At 74.7% G+C, this 22,156-nt stretch carries 21 protein-coding genes; 12 read left to right on the plus strand and 9 right to left on the minus strand.

Translation table 11 applies throughout. The features are described from left to right. The first annotated feature begins 4 nt into the window (after nucleotides 1-4). The 3 genes from FIC82_RS19700 to FIC82_RS19710 all read left to right on the plus strand — a co-directional run bounded on the left by FIC82_RS19700 (nucleotide 5) and on the right by FIC82_RS19710 (nucleotide 4,042). Nucleotides 5-955, plus strand: coding sequence for a class I SAM-dependent methyltransferase (locus FIC82_RS19700; protein WP_154799607.1), 951 nt, complete (start codon nucleotides 5-7; stop codon nucleotides 953-955). A gap of 83 nt (nucleotides 956-1,038) precedes the next feature. Then, entirely contained in the window at nucleotides 1,039-2,022 is a 984-nt protein-coding gene (locus FIC82_RS19705; protein WP_154799608.1) for an NAD(P)/FAD-dependent oxidoreductase, read from the plus strand. Between the two features lie 223 nt (nucleotides 2,023-2,245). After that, a complete protein-coding gene (locus tag FIC82_RS19710) occupies nucleotides 2,246-4,042 on the plus strand; it encodes a pyruvate dehydrogenase (protein WP_154799609.1) in 1,797 nt (598 codons plus the stop codon). Between the two features lie 20 nt (nucleotides 4,043-4,062). Here FIC82_RS19710 and FIC82_RS19715 read toward each other — a convergent pair whose 3' ends face one another. Further along, a complete protein-coding gene (locus FIC82_RS19715; protein WP_168732149.1) occupies nucleotides 4,063-4,635 on the minus strand; it encodes a cytochrome b in 573 nt (190 codons plus the stop codon). Nucleotides 4,636-4,731: 96 nt separating this feature from the next. On the opposite strand from FIC82_RS19715, the gene FIC82_RS19720 reads away from it, so the two are divergent. The 3 genes from FIC82_RS19720 (at nucleotide 4,732) to FIC82_RS19730 (ending at nucleotide 8,089) form a co-directional block, all read left to right on the plus strand. After that, a complete protein-coding gene (locus FIC82_RS19720) occupies nucleotides 4,732-5,802 on the plus strand; it encodes a phosphotransferase family protein (RefSeq protein ID WP_168732150.1) in 1,071 nt (356 codons plus the stop codon). Between the two features lie 179 nt (nucleotides 5,803-5,981). Beyond that, nucleotides 5,982-6,452: an NfeD family protein gene (locus tag FIC82_RS19725; protein ID WP_154799611.1), complete on the plus strand. Its 471-nt coding sequence runs from the start codon at nucleotides 5,982-5,984 to the stop codon at nucleotides 6,450-6,452. Nucleotides 6,453-6,619: 167 nt separating this feature from the next. Beyond that, on the plus strand, nucleotides 6,620-8,089 hold the full coding sequence (locus FIC82_RS19730; protein ID WP_154799612.1) for a flotillin family protein: 1,470 nt from the start codon (nucleotides 6,620-6,622) through the stop codon (nucleotides 8,087-8,089). Between the two features lie 89 nt (nucleotides 8,090-8,178). Here the strand turns inward: FIC82_RS19730 and FIC82_RS19735 are convergent, their stop codons facing one another. Continuing rightward, entirely contained in the window at nucleotides 8,179-9,063 is an 885-nt protein-coding gene (locus tag FIC82_RS19735) for a GAP family protein (RefSeq protein WP_154799613.1), read from the minus strand. Between the two features lie 160 nt (nucleotides 9,064-9,223). On the opposite strand from FIC82_RS19735, the gene FIC82_RS19740 reads away from it, so the two are divergent. Both FIC82_RS19740 and FIC82_RS19745 read left to right on the plus strand, forming a co-directional pair. After that, a complete protein-coding gene (locus FIC82_RS19740; protein ID WP_154799614.1) occupies nucleotides 9,224-10,609 on the plus strand; it encodes a sensor histidine kinase in 1,386 nt (461 codons plus the stop codon). Next, entirely contained in the window at nucleotides 10,606-11,385 is a 780-nt protein-coding gene (locus tag FIC82_RS19745; protein ID WP_168732151.1) for a response regulator, read from the plus strand. The genes FIC82_RS19740 and FIC82_RS19745 overlap by 4 nt, the downstream gene beginning before the upstream one ends. A 499-nt stretch (nucleotides 11,386-11,884) precedes the next feature. Here the strand turns inward: FIC82_RS19745 and FIC82_RS19750 are convergent, their stop codons facing one another. After that, nucleotides 11,885-12,478: a TetR/AcrR family transcriptional regulator gene (locus FIC82_RS19750; RefSeq protein ID WP_154799615.1), complete on the minus strand. Its 594-nt coding sequence runs from the start codon at nucleotides 12,476-12,478 to the stop codon at nucleotides 11,885-11,887. A 94-nt stretch (nucleotides 12,479-12,572) separates the two neighbouring features. On the opposite strand from FIC82_RS19750, the gene FIC82_RS19755 reads away from it, so the two are divergent. Beyond that, complete coding sequence (locus tag FIC82_RS19755) at nucleotides 12,573-13,637, plus strand: ABC transporter permease (RefSeq protein WP_154799616.1); 1,065 nt, start codon at nucleotides 12,573-12,575, stop codon at nucleotides 13,635-13,637. A 24-nt stretch (nucleotides 13,638-13,661) separates the two neighbouring features. Here the strand turns inward: FIC82_RS19755 and FIC82_RS19760 are convergent, their stop codons facing one another. Genes FIC82_RS19760 through FIC82_RS19775 form a run of 4 tightly spaced genes read right to left on the minus strand, consistent with a single transcriptional unit; the run spans nucleotide 13,662 to nucleotide 17,077 of the window. After that, the gene (locus FIC82_RS19760) at nucleotides 13,662-14,558 is read right to left on the minus strand and encodes a carbohydrate kinase family protein (RefSeq protein WP_253691298.1); all 897 of its coding nucleotides are present in this window, start codon (nucleotides 14,556-14,558) and stop codon (nucleotides 13,662-13,664) included. Between the two features lie 21 nt (nucleotides 14,559-14,579). Continuing rightward, on the minus strand, nucleotides 14,580-15,245 hold the full coding sequence (locus tag FIC82_RS19765) for a pentapeptide repeat-containing protein (protein WP_154799617.1): 666 nt from the start codon (nucleotides 15,243-15,245) through the stop codon (nucleotides 14,580-14,582). 9 nt (nucleotides 15,246-15,254) lie between these two features. After that, on the minus strand, nucleotides 15,255-16,166 hold the full coding sequence (locus tag FIC82_RS19770) for an NAD(P)-dependent oxidoreductase (RefSeq protein ID WP_154799618.1): 912 nt from the start codon (nucleotides 16,164-16,166) through the stop codon (nucleotides 15,255-15,257). Continuing rightward, nucleotides 16,163-17,077, minus strand: a complete 915-nt coding sequence (locus tag FIC82_RS19775; protein WP_168732152.1) for an NAD(P)-dependent oxidoreductase — start codon at nucleotides 17,075-17,077, stop codon at nucleotides 16,163-16,165. Before FIC82_RS19775 ends, FIC82_RS19770 begins: the two co-directional genes overlap by 4 nt. Nucleotides 17,078-17,251: 174 nt before the next feature. Between FIC82_RS19775 and FIC82_RS19780 the strand changes: the two genes are divergently transcribed. Then, entirely contained in the window at nucleotides 17,252-17,698 is a 447-nt protein-coding gene (locus tag FIC82_RS19780) for a winged helix-turn-helix transcriptional regulator (RefSeq protein ID WP_154799619.1), read from the plus strand. On the opposite strand, the gene FIC82_RS19785 is transcribed toward FIC82_RS19780, so the two are convergent. After that, the gene (locus FIC82_RS19785; RefSeq protein WP_168732153.1) at nucleotides 17,671-18,990 is read right to left on the minus strand and encodes an MFS transporter; all 1,320 of its coding nucleotides are present in this window, start codon (nucleotides 18,988-18,990) and stop codon (nucleotides 17,671-17,673) included. The two genes, FIC82_RS19780 and FIC82_RS19785, sit on opposite strands and share 28 nt — an antisense overlap. Nucleotides 18,991-19,184: 194 nt before the next feature. On the opposite strand from FIC82_RS19785, the gene FIC82_RS19790 reads away from it, so the two are divergent. Next, entirely contained in the window at nucleotides 19,185-19,754 is a 570-nt protein-coding gene (locus FIC82_RS19790; protein WP_154799620.1) for a SigE family RNA polymerase sigma factor, read from the plus strand. Further along, entirely contained in the window at nucleotides 19,751-21,103 is a 1,353-nt protein-coding gene (locus FIC82_RS19795) for a hypothetical protein (RefSeq protein ID WP_154799621.1), read from the plus strand. Before FIC82_RS19790 ends, FIC82_RS19795 begins: the two co-directional genes overlap by 4 nt. 10 nt (nucleotides 21,104-21,113) lie before the next feature. Here the strand turns inward: FIC82_RS19795 and FIC82_RS19800 are convergent, their stop codons facing one another. Continuing rightward, nucleotides 21,114-22,076, minus strand: coding sequence for a sugar phosphate isomerase/epimerase family protein (locus FIC82_RS19800; RefSeq protein ID WP_154799622.1), 963 nt, complete (start codon nucleotides 22,074-22,076; stop codon nucleotides 21,114-21,116). Nucleotides 22,077-22,156 lie beyond the last annotated feature (80 nt).

Below are 22,156 nucleotides of genomic sequence, written 5' to 3' on the forward strand. Positions count from 1 at the left end.
ACGCATGGAACCCACCGCGTCCCCGCACCCCGCCCCCGGACCTGGTGCACCCCACCGACGTCCCGATCCCCACGAGGCACACCACGAACCGGGCCACGCGCACGGCTCCGGGCACGATCACCATCACGACGACGCCGGGTGCGCGCAGGTCCTCGACCTCGACGCCCAGGTCTTCGGCGGGCTGCTCGACCAGGCCGTCGCGGTCGCGGTCGAGCACGCCCCGACGCCGATGCGCACCGTCGTCGACCTCGGCGCCGGGACGGGCACGGGGTCGCGCGCCCTCGCACGGGCGTTCCCGGACGCCGGGGTCGTCGCGGTCGACGCGGACCCGGCGATGCTCGACCGTCTGCGCGCCGGGCTCGCCGGGACCGGTCTCGGAGACCGCGTGCGGACCGTCGAGGCCGACCTCGACGCCGGGTGGCCGGACGTCGGCACCGCCGACGTCGTGTGGGCGTCCGCGTCCCTGCACCACGTGGCCGACCCTGCCCGCGTGCTGCGCGACGCCCACGACGCGCTCGCGCCCGGCGGCCTGCTCGTCGTCGTCGAGATGACCGCGACGTCGCCCGTCCTGCCCGACGACGCCGCGCACGCCGACCTCGCCGCCCACCTCGCGAGCGCGATGACCCACGCCGGCTGGAACCGCTACCCCGACTGGACGTCCTACCTGGTCGACGCCGGGCTGGAGGTCGTCGACCGGCGCGAGCCGACCGCCGTCGTGCCGCCAGGACCGGACGCGTCGCGCTGGGCGCACGCGACCGCCGCCCGCCAGCGCGAGCACCTCGCCGACCACCTCGCCCCCGCCGACCTCGCCGCGCTCGACGCGGTGCTCGCTGCGACGGCACTGACCCACCACGACGACACCACCGACCCGGCCGACACCACCGGCCCGACACCCACGCACACCATCGGCGCGCGCGGCGGCCGCATCGTCTGGGCCGCCCGCCGCCCCCGCTGAGTGCATGAATTAGTCGCCGTCCAGGCCGATCCTCGCGACTATTTCACGCACTCAGCGGAGCCCCGTCACTGCTGAGGAGAGTTATGACCATCACTTCCGACAACACCCTCTACGACGTCGCGATCGTCGGCGGCGGGCCCGCCGGGCTGAGCGCCGCGGTGGCGCTCGCGCGGTCGCTGCGCTCCGTCGTCGTGCTCGACGCCGGCGAGCCGCGCAACGCGCCCGCCGAGGGTGCGCACAACGTGTTGGGGCGCGAGGGCGTCGCGCCGCGCGAGCTGCTTGCCGCGGGCCGCGCCGAGGCCGAGGGCTACGGCGCCGAGGTCCGGGACGCGCGCGTGGCCCACGCAGCCGGCGACGCCGAGACCAGCTTCACGCTCACGCTCGACGACGGCGCGCACGTTCGCGCGCGCCGCGTGCTGCTCGCGACGGGCCTCGTCGACGAGCTCCCCGACGTCCCGGGCGTGCGCTCGGCCTGGGGGTCGACCGTGCTGCACTGCCCGTTCTGCCACGGCTGGGAGGTGCGCGGGCAGCGGATCGCGATCCTCGCCACGGGACCGGCCGCGGCGCACCAGGTGCTCCTGTTCCGCCAGCTCTCGCCGCACGTCACGCTCTTCCAGCACACCGCGCCCGAGCTCGACGACGCCACGTGGGAGCAGCTCTCGGCGCTCGGCGTGCGCGTCGTCGAGGGCGAGGTCGCGCGGCTCGACGTCGAGGGGCGGGCCGTGCGGTCCGTCGTCCTCGCGGACGGGACCTCGTTCGCGGTGGACGCGGTCGCCGTCGGGCCGCGGTTCGTCGCACGCGGCGAGCTGTTCGAGGAGCTGGGCGGGACGCTCGAGGACCACCCGGCGGGCCGGTTCGTGCCCGCCGACCCGCGGGGCATGACCGCCGTCCCCGGCGTCTGGGCGGCCGGGAACTCGAGGGACCTCATGGCCATGGTCGGCGCGTCGGTGGCGGCCGGCGTCATGGCGGGCGCGGGGATCCACGGCGAGCTCGCGCAGGCCGACGCGGCGGCGGCCGTAGCGCGCCGCCGCACCCCGTTCGCCGCCCACACCGAGCCCGCAGTCTGAGCCCCCCCCCCCCCGCGGACCATCCGCCGAACCCGGGGTTGCTCCCCGGATCGCGCCGAACCCGGGAACAACCCCGGGTTCGGCACCCTGAGGTGCTGCAACCCCGGGTTCGGCGCCGGGCGGGGCGCGTGGCGAACCGTGACGCACGAGTCGGCTCGCGCTGCGGCCCCGGACGACCCGGCGCACGATGGGAGGCGACCTTAGCCACCCGTGGAGGTACGTCATGCCGTTCGGAATCGGTCGCTCCCCGCAGGACAAGCGCAACCGCACGGTCGCGGACCTGCTCGTCGCGCAGCTCATCGAGGCAGGGGTGCGGCGGATCTACGGCATCGTCGGCGACAGCCTCAACCCCGTGGTCGACGCGGTGCACCGGTCCAACACGGGCGAGAACGCGGGCCAGGGCATCGAGTGGATCCACGTGCGCCACGAGGAGGCGGCGGCGTTCGCGGCGGCCGCGGAGGCCGAGGTCACGGGGAGCCTCGCGGTGTGCGCGGGGTCGTGCGGACCGGGGAACCTGCACCTCATCAACGGCCTCTACGACGCCAACCGGTCGCGCGTGCCCGTCCTCGCCATCGCGAGCCACATCCCGAGCAAGCAGATCGGCACCGGGTTCTTCCAGGAGACGCACCCCGACCGCCTGTTCACGGAGTGCTCCGTCTACTCGGAGATGATCTCGAGCGCCGACCAGGCGCCGCGCGTCATCAACTCCGCGATCCACCACGCGTACGGCGCGCGCGGCGTCTCCGTCCTCACGCTCCCGGGCGACGTCGCGGACCTCGACGCCCCCGCCGCGGTGCCCGACGTCGCGTGCCGGCCCGCTCCCCCGCGCGTCGTCCCCGACGCGGGCGCCGTCCATCAGCTCGCGGACGCGATCGACGCCGCGAAGAAGGTGACGATCTTCGCCGGTGCGGGCGTGCGCGGCGCGCACGACGACGTCATCGCGCTCGCCGACAAGATCGCCGCGCCCGTCGGTCACTCGCTGCGCGGCAAGGAGTTCATCCAGTACGACAACCCGTTCGACGTCGGCATGTCCGGCCTGCTCGGCTACGGGGCCGCGTTCGACGCGATGCACGACTGCGACCTGCTGATCCTGCTCGGCACGGACTTCCCGTACGACCAGTTCCTCCCGGAGTCGGTGCGCACCGCCCAGGTCGACGTGGACCCGACGCACCTCGGCCGCCGCACGCGCCTCGACCTCGCGGTCGTGGGCGACGTCGGCGAGACGGTCCGCGCGCTGCTGCCGCTCGTGAAGAAGGCGCGGTCCCGGAAGTTCGTCGACTCGATGGTGTCCAAGCACGAGAAGGCGATGACCGGCGTCGTCGGGGCGTACACGAAGAAGGTCGAGCGCACGACGCCCATCCACCCCGAGTTCGTCGCCGACACGCTCGACCAGGTCGCCGCCGACGACGCGGTCTTCACCGTCGACACGGGCATGTGCAACGTGTGGGCCGCGCGGTACATCACGCCCAACGGGAAGCGCCGCGTCATCGGGTCGTTCATCCACGGCTCCATGGCCAACGCGCTCCCCCATGCGATCGGCGTCGCGGCGGCGCAACCCGGCCGCCAGGTCGTCGCCATGTCCGGCGACGGCGGGCTCTCGATGCTGCTCGGCGAGCTCGTCACGCTCCGGCACTACGACCTGCCCGTCAAGGTCGTCCTCTTCGACAACGCGAGCCTCGGCATGGTGCGCCTCGAGATGCTCGTCGACGGGCTGCCGATGTTCGGCACCGAGTCGCCGCAGGTCGACTACGCCGCGGTCGCGAACGCGATCGGCATCCCGGCGGTGCGCGTCGAGAAGCCGAAGGACCTGCGCCGCGCGCTCCAGGAGGCGCTCCACCGGCCCGGTCCCGCCCTCGTCGACGTCGTCACCGACCCGCGCGCGCTGTCGATCCCGCCGAACATCACCGCGGGCCAGGTCCGCGGGTTCGCGGTCGCGATGAGCAAGGAGATCCTCGGCGGCGGCATGGGCGAGGTCGTGTCGATGGCGCGCGCGAACCTGCGCAACGTCCCGCGCCCCTGACACGGCACGCCCGGCCGCTCTCAGAGCATCCGGTGCAGCAGCCGGTCCCGGTCGACGAGCTGGTGCTTGATCACGAGCCCGACGTGCAGCGCGAGGGCGACGAAGAAGGCGACGTGGCTCGCGACGTGCAGCGGCAGCAGGTCGTCGTCGACGAGGAGGAGCGTGATCCCCGTCGCGGGCATGACGAGCAGGCACACGTACAGGGCCGTCTCGGTCGCGTGCGCGAGCCGCCGCTCGCCCGCCGACAGGCCCGGCGCCCACGGGGGCAACGGCGTCGTCCGCCGCCACACGATCCGCAGGACCGTCACGACGAGGATCGTCACGCCGAGCAGCACGTGGACCCGCAGCAGGACGTCGTCCCCGCCCAGCGCGGCGAGGACTCCCTCGCCGTCGTCGTCCTCGCCGCCACGGCCCCGCCCGCGACCACGACCCGACTCCTCGCCGCGACCCCGGCCACGCCCGCGCCCCTGGCCGCCGTCGTCCTCGTCCAGCAGGTAACCGACGACGAGCTGCGCGACGAGCGCGGCCACCGTGACCCAGTGCAGGGTCTTGGTGACCGCGCCGTACCCGCTCGCGTCGTTGCGCAGCCTCACGTCCGCAGTCTGCCCGGTGACACCGATCGCTCGCGCGCCGGGCGCCCGCCCACCGCGTGCGGTCCCCTCGAACGGCACGCCGCTAGGCTCGCGCGCGTGCTCACGAAGACCTCCGTCTCCGCCGACCAGATCGCCGCGATCGTGGCCCCGCTCGGCCGGGCCGTGCGCGTCGAACCGCTGAGCGGCGGGATGTTCGCGAGCGTGTTCGCGGTGGACCTCGCCCCGCGCCCGGGCGAGGAGGTGCCCGACGGCGTCCCGGCCCGCGTCGTCGTCAAGATCACGGGGGCGGACACGTCGCGGCTGCTGCGCTACGAGCACGGGATCCTCACGACGGAGGACACCGCCTACCGGGCGGCGCGCGCGGCCGGGCTGCCCGTCCCCCGCGTCCTGCACGCCGACCTCACGCGCGAGCACGTGGACGGCGACGCACTCGTCGTCACGTTCCTCGACGGCACCCTGTGGAGCGGGCGCGAGCTCGACGCCGCGGCGACCGCCGTCGTGCGCCGGGGGCTGGGCTCGTTCATGGCCCGGCTGCACGGGATCACGGGCGACCGGTTCGGGTACCCGGCCCCGGCGTCGGACCTCGCCGCCGGCTCGTGGCCCGACGCGTTCGGGCGCATGGTCGGGGCCATGCTCGACGACGCGCGCCGGTGGGGCGTGGAGCTCCCCGAGGCCCGGGTGCTCGACGCCGTCGCGCGCCACCGCGACCTGCTGGCCCGGGTGACGGTCCCCCGGCTGGTGCACGCGGACCTGTGGCCGGGGAACGTGCTGCTCGGCGACGGGGACGACGACACCGCGACCGGCGGCGGCCCGGATACGGACGCGGGCGCGGGCCTGACGATCGTCGGCGTGCTCGACGCCGAGCGGTCGCTGTGGGGCGACCCGCTGTTCGAGCTCGCGGGTGCGGACCAGCACGGCGCCGGTGCCGTCGACCCCGCCCTGCTCGCGGGGTACGCCGCGGCGGGCGGGGACCTGGGCCTCGGCGACGGCACGCCCGGGTCGGGAGACCCCGACGCCTGGACGCGGCTGAGCCTGTACCGGGCGTACCTCGCGTGCCTGCTCGTCGTCGAGGTCGTGCCGCGCGCCTACGAGGGCGACTGGGTCGAGGGGTACGCCGGCACCGCGCGCGCGAACCTCCTGCGCATGCTGGACGACCTCGGTTCCTGACGGCACCGTCGCACCTGGGGAGTCCTCCCCATGCCCAGGTGCCCGGGGCGGGCTCTCGGCATGGTCGGGTCACGATAGGGTGTGCGTACGTTCACGACACCTCCACACGCCACGTCGGAACGACAAGTCCACACGACACCGCCACACGCACGGCCGCCCGCCGCAGCAAGGGGACTCGCATGATCGCGTTCATCGTCATCGGCATCGCCGGACTCGCCCTCCTGCTCCTCTCGCTGCTCGTCGGCGAGATCGTCGACCTGGGTGACGGCGCGGTGTCGGGGACGACGCTCGGCGTCGGTGGCGTGGTGTTCGGCGCCGTCGGCGTGATCGTGACGACCAACGACCTGCCGACGTGGCTCGCCTACGTGGGGTCGCTCGTCGTGGCGCTGGTCGTCATGGCGCTCGTCCAGGCGCTGGTCAAGCACCTGCGCGTGTCCGAGGACGGCGTCCCCGCGTCCCTCGTCGGCGTGCAGGGCACCGCGACGACCGCGATCGACCCCGCCCGCGGCGAGGTCTCGCTCGACGCCGTGCACGAGCTCGAGCGCCGCCTCGCGTGGTCGGACGAGCCCATCCCGGAGGGCGCGCGCGTCGTCGTGCTCGAGCAGTCCGGGAGCCGCGTCCGCGTCCAGCGCCACTACCCCAACGACTGAGGTCCGCAAGGACCGCCAGCGACGCCCCGCGCGTCGACCCGTGGGTGCCGCGCACCCGCACGCACCACCGGCGGGCCGGCCGGGCACCACCCGGCCCGGCCACCGAGCACCGCCGCACGCCCTGACCTGCACGCACCCACGGAAGGAGACGCGCCCCGGCGCGGACCATGTTCGACGACACGAACCTCATCACGACCCTGGCGATCGTCGCCCTGGTCATCGCGTTCTTCGCGGTGGTCATCTTCATCAGCAAGCGCATCCGCCGCGTCCCGCCGAACGAGGCCCTGGTCATCGTCGGCCGCGGCGCGGGCCGCAAGGAGGCCGCGGGCAGCGGGCAGAAGGTCGTCGTCGGCGGCCGCACGTTCGTCTGGCCGATCCTCCAGCAGGGCTTCTCCATCTCGCTCGAGCAGCGCCAGATCGGCATCACGGTCGAGGGCGTGGACAAGAACCGCATCAAGATCGCCATCAAGGCGTCGATCAACTTCAAGGTCCGCGGTGACGAGGAGGGCGTGCGCCGCGCGGCCCAGCGCTTCCTCTCCCAGCAGGGCACGCTGACGGAGATCATCAAGGAGTCCCTCGAGGGGTCGCTGCGCTCCATCGTCGGCGACATGACGATCGAGCAGATCATCTCCGACCGCAAGGGCCTGTCCGACCGCGTCGTCGAGTCCACCAAGGCCGACCTCTCGGAGCAGGGCCTCCAGGTCGACCTGCTCAACATCTCCGACATCTCGACGCCGGGCTCGGACTACCTGTCGAACCTCGGTCGCGCCGAGTCCGCCCGTGCCCGCCAGGTCGCCGAGGTCTCCGAGGCCGAGGCGCAGCGCGCGTCGGAGTTCGCCGTCATCGACGCGGCCGAGCAGATCGCGGAGCGCCAGAAGGCGCTCGACCTCAAGCGGGCCGTCATCAAGGCCGACACCGACCGCGCGAACGCCGAGGCCGAGGCCGCCGGTCAGCTCGCCCGTGCCGAGCAGGACCGCCTCGTCGCGCAGCAGGAGCGCGAGGCGCTCGCCGAGCAGGCCCGCGTGACGCAGGAGCGCCTCGACATCGAGATCCGCAAGCCCGCCGAGGCCAAGGCGTACGCCGAGGTCCAGGAGGCGAACGCGCGTCGTGACGCCGCGAACGCCGCGACCGAGGCCGACGCGTACAAGCGCACCGTCATCGCCGAGGCCAACAAGACGGCCGCGATCCAGGACGCCGAGGCGTCCGCGCAGGCCGTGCGCCGCGCCGGTGAGGCCGAGCGTGACCGTCAGGTCGCCCTCGCCGCCGGTATCAAGGCCGAGGGTGAGGCCCGCGCCGCCGCGATCGAGGCCGAGGGTCGCGCCGAGGCCGTGGCGACCGACGCCAAGGCCGACGCGCTCCAGAAGTACGGCGAGGCGGCCCTGGTGCAGGAGCTCATCGAGCGCCTGCCCGAGATCGTGCGCGCCGCTGCCGAGCCGATCGGCAACATCCAGGGCATGACCGTCGTCTCGACCGACGGCGCGTCCGCGATCACGAAGAACGTCGCGTCGGTGCTGGGCGAGGGCCAGGAGGTCGTCAAGCAGCTGACCGGCGTCGACATCAACCAGCTCATCGCCAACCTCGCGGGCACGCAGCTCACGGGCTCGGGCGAGAAGGCGTCGAACGGCACCTCGCACTGACCCCCTGACCGGCTCACGCCGGTGGCACGACGACGGCCCGCCCGGAGGTTCTGGGCGGGCCGTCGCCGTGCGGCGCGGACGCTGCCTGCTCAGGTCCAGCCGAGGCGTCCGAACGCGTTGAGGGCGAGCAGGACTCCGAGGATCCCGAGGACCCAGCCGGTCATGTCGGTCGCGTTCTTCGTGAGCCACGCGTCGAGCCGGCGCAGCAGCGGGTCGACGGCGCGCGCCGCGACGAGGCGCCCGAGCAGGAGCAGGAGCGCGGGCGCGATCATCACGACGCAGTACGCCGCGAGGATGCCGCCGGTCGCGGGCCAGCCGACGTCCGACGTCGTCAGCAGCCCGATCGCCGCGAGGTACGGCAGCATCGTCCCGACCTCGATCGCCGCAGCTCCGAGCGCGAGCCCCATCAGGGGCAGCACGGACGGGCGGGTGCGGACGGCACCGGCCGCGTCCGCCTCGATCCCCAGCGCGCGCTCGCGCCACCGGGACAGCCGTCCCGGGCGCGGGGCCGACGTCGTCTCCCGTGCGACGCCGGGTGCGTCGCCCGTGCCGTGGCCTGGGGCAGGCGGACGGGCGCCGACCGTCGCCGGTGCGGCAGCGGCCGCGCGCTCCTCCCGGCGTGCCTGGCGCTTGCTGTCGAACCGGAAGCTCAGGGCGAACAGCCCGATGCCGAGCAGGAGCTGCACGATCGCCGCGGCCCGCGAGTCGAGCGCGTCGCCGAACCGGTCGAGGAACGCGCCGGCGCCCAGCAGCACGACGATCCCGACGGCGAGGTAGAACGCGGCGACGGTGCCGAGGTACGCGAGCACGCGCCCGGCACGCAGCCGTCCCGGAGCGAGCAGCAGCCAGACCGGGATGAGGAGGGTGCCGAAGCTCGTGGAGTCGATGAGGGCCAGCACGACGAGCACGCCCGCCATCGCGGCGAGGCCGAGACCCGGCCCGCCGACGGCGTCGAGGTCGAGAGGGATGTCCATGCCGTCGAGCCTCTCGCTCGGGGAGCCGTCCCGTCGTCGGGCGAACGACCGACCCGGACGGCCCTCGGGCGCTCCGTGAGCGTGGGCCGGGGAGGCGACGACCGTCGTCGTACACCGTTCGACCGATCCGCAGAGCGGTTCCCTGTGCTGGGATGGGGGTGTGAGCACGGAGGACGGCAGCGCGGACGAGGCGCGCCCGGTCGCGTCCGCGCGGTCGGGCCGCTGGCGGGCGGCGACACGCTCGCTCTCCCAGGTGTGGCGCATCGAGGACCGCCGGAACGACGTCTTCTCTGCCGTCATGACCTTCGTCCTCGGGTGGGTGCTCCTGGAGGTGGGCCTGGTCGGGCTCGTCCGGGCACCGTTCGTCGTCGAGCCGGCGGAGCCGTGGTGGCGCGTCGCCCTGCTCGGGGTCGGCTGCCTCCTCATCCTCGTCAAGCGCGCCCACCCGATCCTGGCGCTCCTCGGGGGCGTCGCCGTCACCGCCGTCGACATCCGGTGGGGCGGCAGCCTCGCGATCACGCTCGTGCTGTGGGACCTGCTCTACGCCGCCGCCCTGTGGTCGGGGCCGCGGGCGCGCGCGTGGCTCTGGGGAGTGGCCGTGACCGTCGCCGTCCTGGGCTCCGTCGGCGCGGGCGAGGCCGCGCGCGACGTGCGGCAGTTCGTGTACATGGGTCTGCAGCTCGGCGCGGTCCTCCTCGTGCCGATGTGGTGGGCGACCAACGTGCGGACCAAGAGCGAGCTCGCGGAGCTCGCGGGCGAACGGGCCGACCTCGCGGCACGCGAGGCAGAGGCCGCGGCGCGCACGGCCGACCTGGAGCGGCAGCGCGCGAGCGACCTCGAGCGCATCGCCGAGCTCGACCGGCACGAGGCCGTCCGGGCCGAGCGCGCCGCGATGGCGCGCGACCTGCACGACGTCATCGCGTCCCACCTGTCGACCATCGCGATCCACTCCGGCGCCGCGCTCGCGCTCCCGCCCGACGCCACGAAGGACCGTGCCGCGCTCGAGCAGGTGCGCGTGAGCGCCGTCGCGTCGCTGGACGAGATGCGGTCGATGATCCTGCTGCTGCGCACGGAGGGGCGGCGCGACGACGACGCGGGCCCAGCCGTGGACGCCGTCGCCGCGCCGGGCCGGCTGGCTGGTCTCGACGCGCTGCTCGACGCCGCCCGGGCCACCACGACGGTCACGCTCGACGACCCCGGCGGCGTCGCGACGTCGTCCCTGCCGGCCGCGGCGGACCAGGCGCTGTTCCGGATCGCGCAGGAGGCCGTGACCAACGCGCTCAAGCACGCGCCGGGTTCACCCGTGACGGTGCGGCTCGCGCGGCACGACGCGGCCGTGGCGCTCGAGGTCCGCGACGACGGCGCGCCGCGCACCGCACCGCCCGTCGAGGGCCCGCTCAGCGCGGGCACCGGGCTGCTGACGATGCGCGAACGGGCCGACGGGCTCGGGGGGACGTTCGCGGCGGGTCCGACGTCGACCGGCGGGTGGGTCGTCCGGGCCTCCGTCCCCGTCGCCGACCGTCCGGTCGTGAGGGAGAACGCGTGACACGACGACCGGTCCGGGTGCTGCTCGCGGACGACCACGCGGCCATCCGTGCGGGCCTGCGCCTCCTGCTCGACGCCGCCGACGACGTCGAGGTCGTCGGCGAGGCGTCCGACGGCACCGCGGCCATCACGAACGCGCGGGCGCTGCGCCCCGACGTCGTGCTCATGGACCTGCGCATGCCCGGGGTAGACGGCATCGAGGCCACGCGCGTCATCACGGGCGAACGGCTGGCCGACGTGCTCGTGCTCACCACGTTCGACCTCGACGAGTACGTCGACGGCGCGCTGCGGGCGGGCGCGGCGGGATTCCTCCTCAAGTCCGCAGAACCCGCCGCGCTGCTCGACGCGGTCCGCCGCGTCGCCGACGGAGACGGCGTCCTCGCTCCCGAGGTCACCCGCCGCCTCCTCGCCGCGTTCGCGCGCGGCCCGGCACCCGACGGCGCCCCGCGCACCGGCCCGACGGCCCGCCCGGGCGGGCCGGGCGGCGCAGCCCCGGGACCGCCGTCGGGCACGGCCCGTGCCGTCCCGGCGGCGGGCGGCGAGGCGAGCGGTGAGGTGGGCGCACCGGCCAGGGACCCTCGTCTCGCGGACCTCACACCACGCGAGGTGGACGTGCTCGCCGCGCTCGGCCGCGGCCTCTCCAACCAGGGCATCGCGAGCGAGCTCTTCATCACCGAGGCGACGGCCAAGACCCACGTCTCGCGCGTCCTCGCCAAGGTCGGCGTCGCGACCCGCATGCAGGCGGCCATCGTCGCCCGCGACACCGGCCTCGCCTGACACCCGCTCCGCGGCACGACCCGGACCAGGTCCTGGAGACCCGACCGCGCGAGGCAGAACCCAGGCCCCGCGAGAAGGAACCCCGGTCACGCGAGATAGAACCGTGGTCACGCGAGATAGAACCCTGGTCTGCCGAAGTAGAACGGTGGCTACGCGAGATAGAACCCTGGTCTCGCGGGCTGGACCAGGGCGAGACAGCCGCCGAGCGGCGGGGGTGGGCTCGGATGCGAAGGGGCGTCAAAGCCGCGCTCCATGAACCGACGGCCGCGAGACCTCGGCGACGGCGCGGCAGCCCCGAGCACCGAGTCCACCGCCGCCGCGGACCCGACCACGCGGGCCTGAACCTGACCACGGTTCTACCTCGCGCAACCACGGTTCTACCTCGCGCGACCAGGGTTCTATCTCGCGCGACCAGGGTTCTATCTCGCGCAACCACGGTTCTACTTCGGCAGACCAGGGTTCTATCTCGCGGGACCAGGGGTCTACCTCGGCAAGCGCCTCAGCGCGGGAGGTGGCGGGTCGTGCGGTCGAGGTAGGCGTCGGCGTCGAAGTCGTGCATCAGCGCGCTCTGGATGATGAAGCCCTGGCACGCGGCGACGAACAGCGGTGCCTGCTCGGCGCCGAGCTCTGCCGCGCGTGCGGGGTCGAGGCCGTGCGTCTGCTCGTGCCAGGCGGCGACGTAGTCGGCAAAGACCGAGCGCAGGCGGGCGAGGACGGCCGAGGCGAACTCGAGGATGCGGGGGTCCGTCACGGCCTCGCCCCAGACCTGGAGCAGGATCGCCGTGCTGCCGATCTCGCGCATCACCCCGTGCATGAGGACGGCGACCAGGTCCGACGGCGGAGGGAGCGGGTCGCGCTCGGCGAGCCGTTCGACGTCGGCGATGCGCCCGCCGACGATCCGGCCCGCGACGTCGTGCACGATCGCCATCTTGGAGTCGTAGTAGCCGTAGATCGCCCCGGCGGACAGCCCGGACTCGGCGATGATCTCCGCCATCGAGGTGGCGGCGAAGCCCTTGCGGCGGAACACGCGCAGGGCTGCGGCGGCGATGTCGTCGCGCCGCTGCGCTCGGTACTCGTCACTGACCCGGGGCATCCGCCCACCCTAAACCGAACGTTCGTTCTTGACAGTCGCGCCGGACAGGTCGACTCTATAGAGAACGAACATTCGTTTTAGGAGAGGTCTCCCCATGAGCTCCGCCGCCCCGCACACGCACTGGCCGCGCGTCGTCACGACCGCCGTCGGGCTCGTCGCCGTCGTCGCGGTCGTCGTCCTCGCGTTCCTCTGGCCGTCCGTCACCGCCGAGCCGAAGGACCTGCCGGTCGCGGCGGTGGCCGACCCCGCCGTCGTCGCCCAGGTGCAGGCCGGGCTGGACCAGAACGCGGAGGGCGCGGTCACGCTCGTCCCCGTCGCCGACCGGGACGCCGCGGTCGACCTCGTCGAGTCGCGCGACGCGTACGGCGCGCTCGTCCTGGGACAGCAGCCCGAGGTCCTCACGGCGTCGGCCGCGAGCCCCGCGGTCGCCCAGCTCCTCACCGGCCTCCAGCCGGCGCTCCAGGCCCAGGTCGACGCGGCCGCGACCGCGCAGGGGGCACCCGCCGAGGCGGTCCCGTCGGTCACGGTGACCGACGTCGTGCCGCTCTCCCCCGACGACCCGAACGGGAGCATCCTCGCCGCGTCGTCGTTCCCGCTCCTGCTCGGCGGCATGGTCGGCGGCATCGCGATCTCGCTCGCCGTCGTCGGGGTGTGGCGCCGCGTCGCGGCGCTCGGGGTGTACTCGGTGGTCGGCGGCCTGACGATCGCCGGGATCCTGCACGCTCTCGGCGGGCTCCACGGTGGCTACCTGACCGACTCCCTCGCGGTGGGTCTCGCCCTGCTCGCCATCGGCGGCACGATCGTCGGGGCGGTCGCGGTCCTCGGGCGCCCCGGGATCGCGGTCGGGCCCGTGCTGTTCATGCTCGTCGCGAACCCCATCTCGGCCGCAGCGGTGCCGGTCGAGTTCCTGCTGAGCCCGTGGGGCGCCGTCGGGCAGTGGTTCCCGCCGGGCGCTGCGGCGACGCTGCTGCGCGACCTCTCGTACTTCCCCGGCGCGGACGCGACCTTCCCGTGGCTCGTGCTCGCGGGCTGGGCAGCGCTCGGGCTCCTGCTCGCGCTCGTCGGCCACTTCCGCGACCGGGGTGCCGCGACCGCGGCCGCCCTGCGCGAGGCGGACGACGTCGCACCCGCGGCCGAGCCCGTCGGCGTCGCGCGCTGACCGAGCACGCGAGCCGGCACAGGATCAGGCCGGGGCGAGGCCGGGGCTCTGCACGACGCGTGCGGCGTGCAGAGCCCCCGCCGTCATCGCCTCCTCGACGCCCGCCCCCCGCAGGTGGGCGTCGAGGAAGCCCGCGAAGAACCCGTCGCCGGCACCGTTCGTGTCGACGACGTGCGGCACGCGGTGCGCGGGCACCTCGACGAAGCCGTCCTCGGCCGTGAGCGCGACGGCGCCGCGCGACCCGTGCGTGCACACCACGAGCCGCGCGCCCGCGTCGACCCGCGCGATCATGAAGCCGCGCCAGTCCTCGAGCCGGTCCGCGCTGAGGAAGACGTGCGTCCCCGCGTCCACCCACGGCCGGTGGAACGCGGACTCGCCGTCGTAGTCGTGGAGGTCGACCCAGACGTCGCGGCCGCGCGACACCGCGAGGTCGAGCACCGGCAGCGCGGGGACCGCGAGGTCGACGACGACGGCGCGCGAGGCGTCGAGCGCCGCGACCGCGGTATCCCACGCCGCGCCGTCCGCGGGGACGTCGCCCGGCGCACGCAGGTAGACCGAGACACGCCCGCCGTCGTCGTCCATGAGGTTGAGGTGGCTCTCGGTGCGCCCGTCGGGCGAGGGCTCCGCGAGCACCCGGACGCCCGCGCCCTCGAGCACGGACCGGACGCGCGCGCCGTCGTCGTCCGCCCCGAGCACGGTGCGCAGCAGCACCGACCGGCCGAGCCGCGCGAGGTTGAGCGCCTTGCCCGCCGACGTCCCCCCGACCGTGTGGCGGTGCGACCGGGCGAACACGGTGTGCGGCGTGGGCGCGGGCAGCTCGTCAAGCTGGACGAGGAGGTTCCACGACGCCGGTCCGGCGACGAGGACCTCGGTCCCGGCGGGGTCGGGCAGCGCGGTGGACGGGTGCGTCGCATCGGTCACGTCGCGCACCCTATCCCCCGGTCAGTCGGTGACCGTGATGCCCAGGCTGTGCGCGAACGTCTCGGCGAGGCGCGCGAGCTGGGTCGAGTCGATCGTCGAGCCCCGCAGCGACTCGATGCCGCTCAGCTCGTCGATCTCCGCGCCCCGCAGGTCGACGTGCGCCAGCGTGGACGCCTGCACGTCGAGCCGGCGCACGCGCGTGCCCTCGAACGCCACGCGCAGCGCGTCCGCCGCGACGAGGTCGAGCTCGTCGATCGTGCAGTCGGTGAACATCACGTCGCGCAGGGTCGCGCCCCGCAGGTTGACGAACCCGAGCTTGCAGCCGACGAACCGGACCCCGGCCCACGACGACTCGTAGAGCTCTGCCGACCCGAGGCGTGCACCGTGCACCTCGACCTCGCGCCACCGCCCGCGCGTGCCGCGCATCACGGGCACGTCCAGACGGTCGAGCACCACCTCCGTGAGCGTCACCGCCCCGAGGTCGGCCTCGTCGGCGCGCACCTGGTCGAGCCGCGTGGAGAACACGCTCGCGCCGTGCAGGTCGAGGCGGTCGAGGCGGAGGTCGACGAGCTCGAACCCCTCGAGGTCGGCCTCCGCCTCGAGGTCGTACGCGTCGCCGCGCTGCAGGTCGTCCAGCACGACGGGGTCGATCACGGGCGGCTCGGTCGTCGGCTTCCTCGGGGGCACGCTTCGAGCCTAGGACGCGCCACCGACGCCCTCCACCGCCGGCGTGCGCGCCTTGATCACCTCGAAGATCGCGGACCAGTTGTCCCGTCCGTGCCCGGCCGCGAGCGCCCGCTCGTAGTGCGACAGGATCGCGCGCGGGAGCCCCGTGTCGACGCCGAGCTCCTCGCTCGCCCCGAGGATGTGCGCCGCCGTCGCGCCCATCATCGTCGCGGTGCTGAGGTGGCCGGGGTGCTCGCCGGTCTCGAACTCCGTGCCCGGCGCCGTTCCGTCGTCGATCATGGCGGGTGTCGAGGCGAGCGTGGCCAGCGCCTCCGGGACGAACCGCGTGGGCGGGACCCCTGCCGCCTGCGCGAGCGCGGCCGCGTGCGCGACGCCCGACAGCGCGGTGAGGAACACGTCGAGCTGCGCCTGGTACAGGAGCTGCGCGAGGCCCGGGTCCTCGCCGAGGTAGCGGGGCGCCCCCAGCAGCGCGAGCGTGGCCTCGTGCTCCCGGAAGGCGGCCTCCGGGCCGCTGTAGTACACGTACGCGTCGGCGGTCCCGACGCCCGGTGCGGGCGTCATGACGCCACCCGTGACGAGCGTCGCGCCGCGCTCGGCCACCCACCGGGCCGCGGCGCGCGTCGTCCCGGGGGTGTCGGAGCTCAGGTTGACGACGGTGCGGCCCCGCAACGCGGCCACGGCCGGGCCGAGGACGTCGTACATCGCCGCGTAGTCCGTCAGGCTCAGCACGACGAGGTCGCTCGCCGCCACCGCCGCGGCCGGCGTCGCGGCGAGGACCGCGCCCTCGGCCACGAGCGCGTCGGCGCGCGACGGCGTGCGGTTCCACACCGTCACGGGGTGGCCCGCGGCGAGCAGCGTGCGGACCATGGCCTGGCCCATCGGGCCCAGGCCGACCAGGGTGACGGGGGTGGGGGTGCTCATCGGGTTCCTCCTGCGGTGACGGGGTGGGCGGGGGCGGGCTCGGGGGTCCGGATGCTCTCGACGACGCGCGCGAACCCGTCGCGCCCGTGGCCCGCCTCGACCTGACGGCGGATCAGCGTCTGGACCGCCGCGACGACGCCCGGCGCGAGCCCGGCCTCCTCGCTCGCCCGGACCATGTCGGAGAGGTCGGAGAACTCGAGGCTCTGCTGGCCGGGGGCGTCGTAGTCGCGACGGTCGATCACGTCGGCGTAGTCCGCGAGCTCCGCCGTCATCGCGGCGAGCCAGGGCGCCGCGCGACGCGCGAAGTCGCCCGCGCTCACCCCCGCCGTGCCGACCATCGCGACTCCGTGGAAGAAGCCCGCGAACATCGCGTACATGCCTGCGAGCAGCGCGAGGTCGTAGAGCGGCGCGAGGCCGGGGTCCTCACCGAACCACGTGCTCTCGCCCCACGTGTCGAGCACGGGACGGGCGGCGTCGAACGCGGCGCGCGACCCGCTGTACAGGACCTCGGCCCCCGGCCCGCCGATCATCCCGGGGACGGCCATGATGCCGCCGTCCAGGTAGGTCACCCCGTGGGAGCCCGCCCAGGCGGCAAGCTCGCGCGACTCCTCGGGCGTCGTCGTCACGAGGTTGACGAGCGTCCGGCCGGCGAGCGCGTCGGCGACGGGATCCAGCGTCTGGTGCACCGACGCGTGGTCGAGCAGGACCGCGACGACGAGCGGCGACGCGGTGACGGCGTCGCGCACCGACACGGCCTCGCGGGCGCCGCCCGCGACGAGCGCCCCGGCGCGGCCGGGCGTGCGGTTCCAGACCGTGGTCGGGTGCCCGGCGACGACGGTCGCCGCGGCGAGCGCGGTTCCCATCGCGCCGAGCCCCAGCACGGTCACGGGCAGGTCGGCGGGTTCGGGCACGGGTCCTCCAGGTGGGTGTCGGTCGCTCCGGCGGCCCGACGTCGCGGACCGCCTCGGCACCAGCCTCACGGGCGCGGGACCGCCCGGGAAGAACGCACTTCGAGGTGGGGTTCTTACCTCAGGGTGAGCGTGCAGGTCACGGCGGTCACCGGACCGGAGACGAAGGAGCCGACGATGACCACGACCTCCCCCACGACCGCCGTCCGTGCCGGCGGGACGCGCACGACCCCTCCGCCGTCACCCCGCCAGGGCCCGTACGTGTGTGGTCTCGACGCCGCGATGGACGTCGTGAGCGGCAAGTGGAAGGCGCTGATCCTCTGGGAGCTCGAGGAGCACGGCGTGCGCCGGTACGCCGAGATGAGGCGCGGCCTGCCGGGGGTGAGCGACAAGGTGCTCGCGCAGCAGCTCCGCGAGATGGAGGCGGACGGCCTGCTGGTGCGCGAGGTGTTCCCCGAGGTGCCGCCGCGCGTCGAGTACTCGCTCACCGAGCACGGCAGCGCGCTCAACACGGCGCTCGGCGCGCTGGGCGACTGGGGCCAGGACCGCATCGAGCGCCTCCAGGCACCCGCCCCCGCCGAGACGGCGGGCGGCCGTCAGGGTTCGGGGTGGAGGGCGTCGTAGCGCCAGAACCGGCGCTGCGACCGGATCACCAGCCACAGCACGACGACGCACGCCACGCCGCCCGCGACGGCGGCCCAGGCCTCGCCGACCCACGTCGCCTGGGCGCCGAGCACGAGCTCGCCGAGGCGCGGCCCGCCCGCGACGACGACGATGAACACGCCCTGGAGGCGGCCGCGCATGTCGTCGGGCGTCGCGGTCTGGAGGATGGTCTGGCGGAACACGGCGCTCACCGCGTCGGACGCGCCCGCGAGCGCCAGGGCGACGCTCGCCGCGATCACGCCGCCTACGAGGACGGTCGTCGGGGTGGTCGCCCCGACCCCGACGAGCACGAGGCCGAACAGCACGATCGACACCCCGTACGCCGTGACCGCCCAGACGATGACGCGGCCCTGCCAGCGCACGCGCGACAGCCCGCCGGAGAACACCCCCGCGAGGACGGCCCCCACCGCGAACGCGGCGGTGAGGACGCCCGTGGTCGCCTCCCCGCCCCCGAGGAACACGACGCCCGCGGCGGGCAGGAGGACGCGCGGCGACGCGAGCACCATGGCGGCGAGGTCGACGAGGAACGTCGTGCGGACGTTGGGCTGCGTCGCGAGGTACCGCAGGCCGTCGACGACGGAACGCCACCCCACGCCCCGACGGCGGCGACCGGCCGGGGCGGGCCGGGGCGCGTCGTCGGCGGTCAGGGGCGGGATGTCCGGGAGCCGCCACACCGCCCACAGGGCCGCGGTGAAGAGCACGGCGTCGATCGTGTACGCGACCTGGTAGCCCCACAGCGCGACGAGGAACGCGCCGCCCAGCGGGCCGACGGTGAGCGCGACGTTCCACGCGATCGTCTGGAGCGCGTTGGCTGCGGGCAGGAGCCGGGGTTCGACGAGGCGCGGGATGATCGCCGTGCGCGCGGGGTTGTTGATCGCGAACGCCGCCGACTGCAGCGCGACGAGACCGTAGAGCACCCCGACGGAGTCCAGGTGGAACCACGCCTGGAGCGCGAGGAGCGCGGTGACGACCCACAGCGCCGTCGAGGCCGCGAGGGCGACCTTGCGCCGGTCGTACGCGTCGACGAGCGCGCCGCCGTAGAGCCCGAGCACGACGAGCGGCACGAGCGCGCAGATCCCGAGCACGCCGACGGCGAGCGACGAGCCCGTGAGCGCGTAGACCTGGAGGCCGACGGCGACGACGGTGAGCTGCGAGCCGAGGTTCGAGATCCCGAGCCCCCACCACAGGCGGCGGAACGGCGGGGAGACGCGCAACGGCGTCGTGTCGGCGAGAAGACCGTTGACGCGGGCCACGGTCGCTGAGCCTACGTCAGCGCTGCCACACCCTGCGGCCGACGAGCGGCGGGGCACCCCGTCCGTGCGATCCTGGGCGATCCCTCCGGACCCCGGAAAGAAACATGGAACCCCTGCCGCCCTCCGCTGCGTCTAGCACTCGTGAGGAACCGACGTCGGCCGGAGTGCCGAACGCAGCAGGGGGGCGGTCGGGCATGACCGACGTCGCGATCGACCGGGCGGACGCGCCCCACGTGCGGGTCGTGCGCGTGGGGCAGTCCGCCGAGGAGCGCTTCACCGAGTTCGCGCGCGCGAGCTCCGCGGACCTCTACCGCTTCGCGTACCTGCTGTGCGGCGACGCGCACCGCGCGCACGACCTCGTCCAGCTCGCGCTCGAACGGACGTTCCGCGCGTGGTCGCGGGTCGGGGACGGCGAGCCGTTCGCCTACGCGCGGCGCGTCGTCGCCACGGCGCGCATCGACACATGGCGGCGGACGCGACGGGAGGTCTCCGTCGAGCACGAGACGCTGGCGGGACTCGAGCGCCGGGGCACGACCGACCCGTCCGGGGTCGACGACCGCGACCGGATCGTGCGCGCCCTGCTCGCCCTGCCAGTCAAGCAGCGGCGGGTCGTCCTCCTGCGCTACGTGCTCGACCGGTCGGAGGCCGAGACCGCCGCGGAGCTCGGCATCGCCGTCGGCACGGTCAAGTCCACCGGGTCCCGGGCGCTGGCCCGCCTGCGCACCCTCGTGGCCCCCGAGAACGGAACGGAGAGACAGCGATGAGCACGACGCCCGAGCCCTCGGCGGTCGAGGAGACCGAGGTCGTCGCCCGCGTGCGCGCGGCGCAGGACGCGGTCGAGGTGCCGTCGACGCTGGACCCCGACGCCCTCGCGCACCGCGCGGTGCGGCGCGTGCGCGTCCGCCGGACCACCCTCGCGGCGGGCGGGTCGACCGCCGTCGTCGGCGTCCTGGTCGCCGCCGTGGCGTTGTTGCCCGGGATGCTGCCCCGCGGGTCCGACCTCGCCCTGACCGTGCCGCCGGCGCAGACCGCCGCACCGGTGGAGCCGACGGCGGACCCGGTGCCCGACGCGACGCCGGAGCAGCCCGAGCAGCCCCTGCGCTACCTGCCGGTCGGCGACGGCGAGCTCCCGGAGCTGCCGGGCGTCGAGCACGGCGTCGCCGAGACGCACCACTCGGACTACACGATGCAGGGCGGTCTCACGTACACGCTGCCGCCCGGGGGGTGGGAGGTCGACGGCGAGGCGTTCGGCGGGCCGTCGTCGGTCACGTGGGACGCCCCGAAGTACTGGAACATCCCGGGGTCGGAGATCCCCGCGGACGCGGTCCCGCCACCCATGAACGACTCCGGGGCCGTCCTGACGATCGACGTCGACCCCGGCGCCGCATCGTGGGCCGCCCCGGCCAGGGACTCCGGGGCATGGACGGTCGAGATCCCCGGCGCGGACTTCGTCGCGGTGACGCGCGGCCCGTCCGACGACCCGGGCCTCGCCCGCTGGGAGGCGCGCGTCCGGTACGCGGCCACCGGCACGGGGTGGACGGTCGTCCTCGAGTTCACCGACGACGAGGTGGGCGACGAGCTCGCACGCGCCTTCCTGGGCAACCTGTGGTTCGAGCCCGACGGAGCGCCGGAGTGGTTCAGCCCGACGTACACGTATCCCGAGGTCGGGGTCGTCGTCCCCGGAGCTCCGGCGGGGTGGCAGCCCGCCTCCACCGAGAACCTCAGCTACGCCGTCCCGCCGGGGTGGACGTCCCGTGACGTCGAGGGCAACTTCGGACCCGGGGTCGAGTGGTCCGGCCCGCCGGTCGACGGCGCGCCGTCCGACGTGCGCTGGAACATGTTCGTCCAGGTCGGCGGGACGGGCACGAGCTCGTTCAGCACCGCGGCGGACCAGTTCCACCCGCAGACCGTCGTCGTTCCGGGAGCCGACTTCGCCCAGGTGCTGGCGAGCCAGGGCCCGCACTGGGCGGTCGACGCCGTCCCCGCCCTGAGCGCGGACGTCCAGCTCCACGGCGAGCACGGCGGCCCGGACGTCCTGCTCTCGATCACGCTCCCCGGCGACGAGGCGGGGCTCGAGACGCTGCGCGGGATCCTCGGGTCGTTGCAGTTCTGACCCCGAGGCGTCAGGCCGTCCCCGCAGCTTCCTCGGCGTCGTCCGCGCCCACGTCCGCCGCGCCGTCCCGTGCGTCCTCCTCGCCCCAGGCGTCGGCGTGCCGGTGCGGGTGCCCGGGAGGCGGCACGTAGCCCGGGTGCGGACCGGGTGTGAGGTAGGTGCGCGCGAAGAACAGCGACGCGGCGAGGTCCTCGCGCCGCTCGGCCGCGGTCCGGGCGCGACGCGTCGAGATCTCCACGACGACGTCCCCCGTCCACCCGCGCCGCACGAGCTCCGCGAGGACCTGGTCGCACGGCTGGTCGCCGCGCCCCGGGACGAGGTGCTCGTCCGTGATCGACGACGACCCGTCCGCGAGGTGCACGTGCGCGAGGCGCCCGTCGAACACGTCGAGCAGCGCGAGCGCGTCCTGCTGCGCGACCGCGGCGTGCGAGAGGTCGAGCGTCACGTGCTCGTACCCGTGCTCGGACGGGTCCCAGCCCGGCAGGTACGCCTGCATCTCGCGCTTGCGGCTGCGCCACGGGTACATGTTCTCCACCGCGATGGTCACGCCCTCGGTCTCGTCGAGCTCGCCGACGAGGTCCTCGAACTCGCGCGCGTACCGGTACTGCCACCGGAACGGCGGGTGCACGACGACGGTGCTCGCCCCGACCTCCTGAGCGAGCTCGACGGTGCGCCGGAGCTTGGGGCCGGGCGAGCGCCCCCACACGCGCTGGCTCACCAGCAGCGTCGGTGCGTGGATGCTGCGGATCGGGACGTCGTGCTCGGCGGAGAGCCGCCGGAGCGCCGTGGCGTCCTGGGTCGTCTCGTCGGACCACACCATGACCTCGACGCCGTCGTACCCGAGGTCGGCCGCCGCCTCGAAGGCGTACGGGGCCTTGCGCGGGTAGACGCTGGCCGTCGAGAGCGTGACGTGGATGCGCTGCGCCTCTCCCGCGGACGGGGAGGGCGCGCGCGGCGGCGTCGCGTCGGACATGCCGGTCACCCTAGACCCGTCCGCTGTGCCCCACACCCAGCGGGCCTCGAGACGTGGAGATCGCCCCTCCCGTCGGGACC

The organism is Cellulosimicrobium protaetiae, from assembly GCF_009708005.2.
In the GTDB taxonomy this organism is placed as follows: Bacteria; Actinomycetota; Actinomycetes; order Actinomycetales; family Cellulomonadaceae; genus Cellulosimicrobium; species Cellulosimicrobium protaetiae.

Bases quoted from the DNA above. Each gene is read 5' to 3' on its own strand.
- FIC82_RS19700 (WP_154799607.1), top strand. From the start codon at position 5: ATGGAACCCACCGCGTCCCCGCACCCCGCCCCCGGACCTGGTGCACCC.
- FIC82_RS19705 (WP_154799608.1), top strand. From the start codon at position 1,039: ATGACCATCACTTCCGACAACACCCTCTACGACGTCGCGATCGTCGGC.
- FIC82_RS19710 (WP_154799609.1), top strand. From the start codon at position 2,246: ATGCCGTTCGGAATCGGTCGCTCCCCGCAGGACAAGCGCAACCGCACG.
- FIC82_RS19725 (WP_154799611.1), top strand. From the start codon at position 5,982: ATGATCGCGTTCATCGTCATCGGCATCGCCGGACTCGCCCTCCTGCTC.
- FIC82_RS19730 (WP_154799612.1), top strand. From the start codon at position 6,620: ATGTTCGACGACACGAACCTCATCACGACCCTGGCGATCGTCGCCCTG.
- FIC82_RS19735 (WP_154799613.1), bottom strand. From the start codon at position 9,063: ATGGACATCCCTCTCGACCTCGACGCCGTCGGCGGGCCGGGTCTCGGC.
- FIC82_RS19750 (WP_154799615.1), bottom strand. From the start codon at position 12,478: ATGCCCCGGGTCAGTGACGAGTACCGAGCGCAGCGGCGCGACGACATC.
- FIC82_RS19755 (WP_154799616.1), top strand. From the start codon at position 12,573: ATGAGCTCCGCCGCCCCGCACACGCACTGGCCGCGCGTCGTCACGACC.
- FIC82_RS19770 (WP_154799618.1), bottom strand. From the start codon at position 16,166: ATGAGCACCCCCACCCCCGTCACCCTGGTCGGCCTGGGCCCGATGGGC.
- FIC82_RS19780 (WP_154799619.1), top strand. From the start codon at position 17,252: ATGACCACGACCTCCCCCACGACCGCCGTCCGTGCCGGCGGGACGCGC.
- FIC82_RS19790 (WP_154799620.1), top strand. From the start codon at position 19,185: ATGACCGACGTCGCGATCGACCGGGCGGACGCGCCCCACGTGCGGGTC.
- FIC82_RS19795 (WP_154799621.1), top strand. From the start codon at position 19,751: ATGAGCACGACGCCCGAGCCCTCGGCGGTCGAGGAGACCGAGGTCGTC.
- FIC82_RS19800 (WP_154799622.1), bottom strand. From the start codon at position 22,076: ATGTCCGACGCGACGCCGCCGCGCGCGCCCTCCCCGTCCGCGGGAGAG.